Origin of the sequence: Lactobacillus sp. ESL0233, from assembly GCF_003692995.1 — a bacterium.
Classification (GTDB): domain Bacteria; phylum Bacillota; class Bacilli; order Lactobacillales; family Lactobacillaceae; genus Lactobacillus; species Lactobacillus bombicola.
The window spans coordinates 1-3,213 of sequence record NZ_REHH01000010.1 but is presented as its reverse complement, the minus strand read 5'-3'; the positions used below and the strand labels follow the sequence as shown (position 1 = coordinate 3,213).

2 rRNA genes are annotated in these 3,213 nt (G+C 49.2%); both read left to right on the top strand.

Annotated features, from left to right (window positions below):
* The first annotated feature begins 99 nt into the window (after positions 1–99).
* Positions 100–3,011: ribosomal RNA gene (locus F5ESL0233_RS08010) — 23S ribosomal RNA — on the top strand.
* A gap of 83 nt (positions 3,012–3,094) precedes the next feature.
* Positions 3,095–3,211, top strand: a 5S ribosomal RNA gene (gene rrf, locus F5ESL0233_RS08005).
* Positions 3,212–3,213 lie beyond the last annotated feature (2 nt).

Here is a 3,213-nt window from a genome sequence, read left to right as displayed (position 1 = left end):
GAGTTAGTACATTGAAAACTGAATATAATCCAAGAAAAAACCGAGAAACAATCAAAAGAGAACAGATTGCAAGAGCGACCGAGAGAGTATCTTGAGTAAGGTCAAGTAAAAAAGGGCGCACGGTGAATGCCTAGGCACAATAAGGCGAAGAAGGACGTGACGAACCACGAAAGGCTTCGGGGAGCTGTAAGTAAGCAGAGATCCGGAGATATCCGAATGGGGGAACCCAATGTAGAGATACATTACTAGTTATTGAATAAATAGGTAACTAGGGCAAGACGCAGTGAACTGAAACATCTAAGTAGCTGCAGGAAGAGAAAGAAAGATCGATTTCCCAAGTAGCGGCGAGCGAAACGGAAAGAGCCCAAACCAAGCAATTTATTGTTTGGGGTTGTAGGACTGCAAGAAGGTAAGTACAGGCGATAGCAGAATTATCTGGGAAGGTAAGCCAGAGAGGGTGAGAGCCCCGTAAGCGAAATCAAGAGTACGCCGAGCAGAATCCTGAGTAGGTCGGAACACGAGGAATTCCGATTGAAGCAGCGAGGACCATCTCGCAAGGCTAAATACTAGATTGTGACCGATAGTGAACCAGTACCGTGAGGGAAAGGTGAAAAGAACCCCGGAAGGGGAGTGAAAGAGAACCTGAAACCGTGTGCTTACAAGTAGTCAGAGCCCATTAAAGGGTGATGGCGTGCCTTTTGTAGAATGAACCGGCGAGTTACGTTAAATAGCGAGGTTAAGTCATAAAAGGACGGAGCCGTAGCGAAAGCGAGTCTGAATAGGGCGAGAGAGTTATTTGATGTAGACCCGAAACCAAGTGACCTACCCATGACCAGGTTGAAGGTGTGGTAAAACACACTGGAGGACCGAACCCACGTAAGTTAAAAATTGCGGGGATGAGTTGTGGGTAGCGGTGAAATTCCAAACGAACTTGGAGATAGCTGGTTCTCTCCGAAATAGCTTTAGGGCTAGCCTGGTGCGAGGATGATAATGGAGGTAGAGCTCTGTTTGGATGAGGGGCCCGTCAGGGGTTACTGAATTCAGATAAACTGCGAATTCCATGTATCAAAGCACTGGAGTCAGACTGCGAGTGATAAGATCCGTAGTCGAAAGGGAAACAGCCCAGATCACCAGTTAAGGTCCCAAAATCTATGCTAAGTGGAAAAGGATGTGGAGTTGCGTAGACAACTAGGATGTTGGCTCAGAAGCAGCCATCATTAAAAGAGTGCGTAATAGCTCACTAGTCGAGTGACGCTGCGCCGAAAATTTACCGGGGCTAAGCATAGTACCGAAACTGTGGATGCATTAGCAATAATGCGTGGTAGGAGAGCGTTCTAAATGCGGTGAAGCTTAATCGAGAGGATAAGTGGAGCGTTTAGAAGTGAGAATGCCGGTATGAGTAGCGAAAGATAGGTGAGAATCCTATCCGCCGAAAGACTAAGGTTTCCTGGGGCAGGCTCGTCCGCCCAGGGTAAGTCGGGACCTAAGGCGAGGCCGAAAGGCGTAGTCGATGGACAACAGGTAGAAATTCCTGTACTGCGTTAGATCGTTAATAGCGAAGGAGGGACGCAGGAGGCAAAGGACGCATGGAGCTGGAAAGCCATGTTTAAGCGACAAGTGTAATGGTGAGTCAAATGCTTACTGTTAAGAAGCACAAGTCGTGATGAGGAGCGAAATAAAAGTAGCGAAGGTTCAAGAGTCACACTGCCAAGAAAAGCTTCTAGTGAGAGCTAACGTACCCGTACCGCAAACCGACACAGGTAGTCGAGTGGAGAACACTAAGGTGAGCGAGAGAACTCTCGTTAAGGAACTCGGCAAAATAGCCCCGTAACTTCGGGAGAAGGGGTGCTGGTGTAAAAGCCAGCCGCAGTGAATAGGCCCAAACAACTGTTTATCAAAAACACAGGTCTCTGCAAAGTCGTAAGACGACGTATAGGGGCTGACACCTGCCCGGTGCTGGAAGGTTAAGGAGAGCTGTAAGCGTAAGCGAAGCAGCGAACTGAAGCCCCAGTAAACGGCGGCCGTAACTATAACGGTCCTAAGGTAGCGAAATTCCTTGTCGGGTAAGTTCCGACCTGCACGAAAGGTGTAATGATTTGGGCACTGTCTCAACGAGAGACTCGGTGAAATTATAATACCCGTGAAGATGCGGGTTACCCGCGACAGGACGGAAAGACCCCATGGAGCTTCACTGCAATTTGATATTGGGCAACTGTTAAGCATGTACAGGATAGGTAGGAGCCGGAGAAGATAGTACGCTAGTATTATCAGAGGCAATGTTGGGATACTACCCTTGTTTGATGGTTGCTCTAACCAGCGCCTCTAAGCGAGGCATGGGACAGTGTCAGATGGGCAGTTTGACTGGGGCGGTCGCCTCCTAAAGAGTAACGGAGGCGCCCAAAGGTTCCCTCAGAATGGTTGGAAATCATTCACAGAGTGTAAAGGTATAAGGGAGCTTGACTGCGAGAGCGACAACTCGAGCAGGGACGAAAGTCGGGCTTAGTGATCTGGTGGTACCGTATGGAAGGGCCATCACTCAACGGATAAAAGCTACCCTGGGGATAACAGGCTTATCTCCCCCAAGAGTTCACATCGACGGGGAGGTTTGGCACCTCGATGTCGGCTCGTCGCATCCTGGGGCTGAAGTAGGTCCCAAGGGTTGGGCTGTTCGCCCATTAAAGCGGCACGCGAGCTGGGTTCAGAACGTCGTGAGACAGTTCGGTCCCTATCCGTCGTGGGCGTAGGAAATTTGAGAGGAGCTGTCCTTAGTACGAGAGGACCGGGATGGACATACCGCTGGTGTACCAGTTGTCTTGCCAAAGGCATAGCTGGGTAGCTAAGTATGGTAGGGATAAGCGCTGAAAGCATCTAAGTGCGAAGCCCCCCTCAAGATGAGATTTCCCATACGAAAGTAGTAAGACACCTCAAAGACGATGAGGTAGATAGGCTAGGAGTGGAAGAGCCGTGAGGTTTGGAGCGGACTAGTACTAATCAGTCGAGGACTTGACCAAAAGCGAAGGCAGTCAAAGAAGAGAGTGGAACGGTTTTTTCGAAGGATAATATTTAGTTTTGAGTGTAAAAGCTCAAAAAGAAGTACGGTGGCAAGAGCAAGAAGGAAACACCTGTAACCATGCCGAACACAGAAGTTAAGCTTCTTAACGCCGAGAGTAGTTGGTGGGAGACTGCCTGCGAGGGTAGGACGTTGCCGTGCTT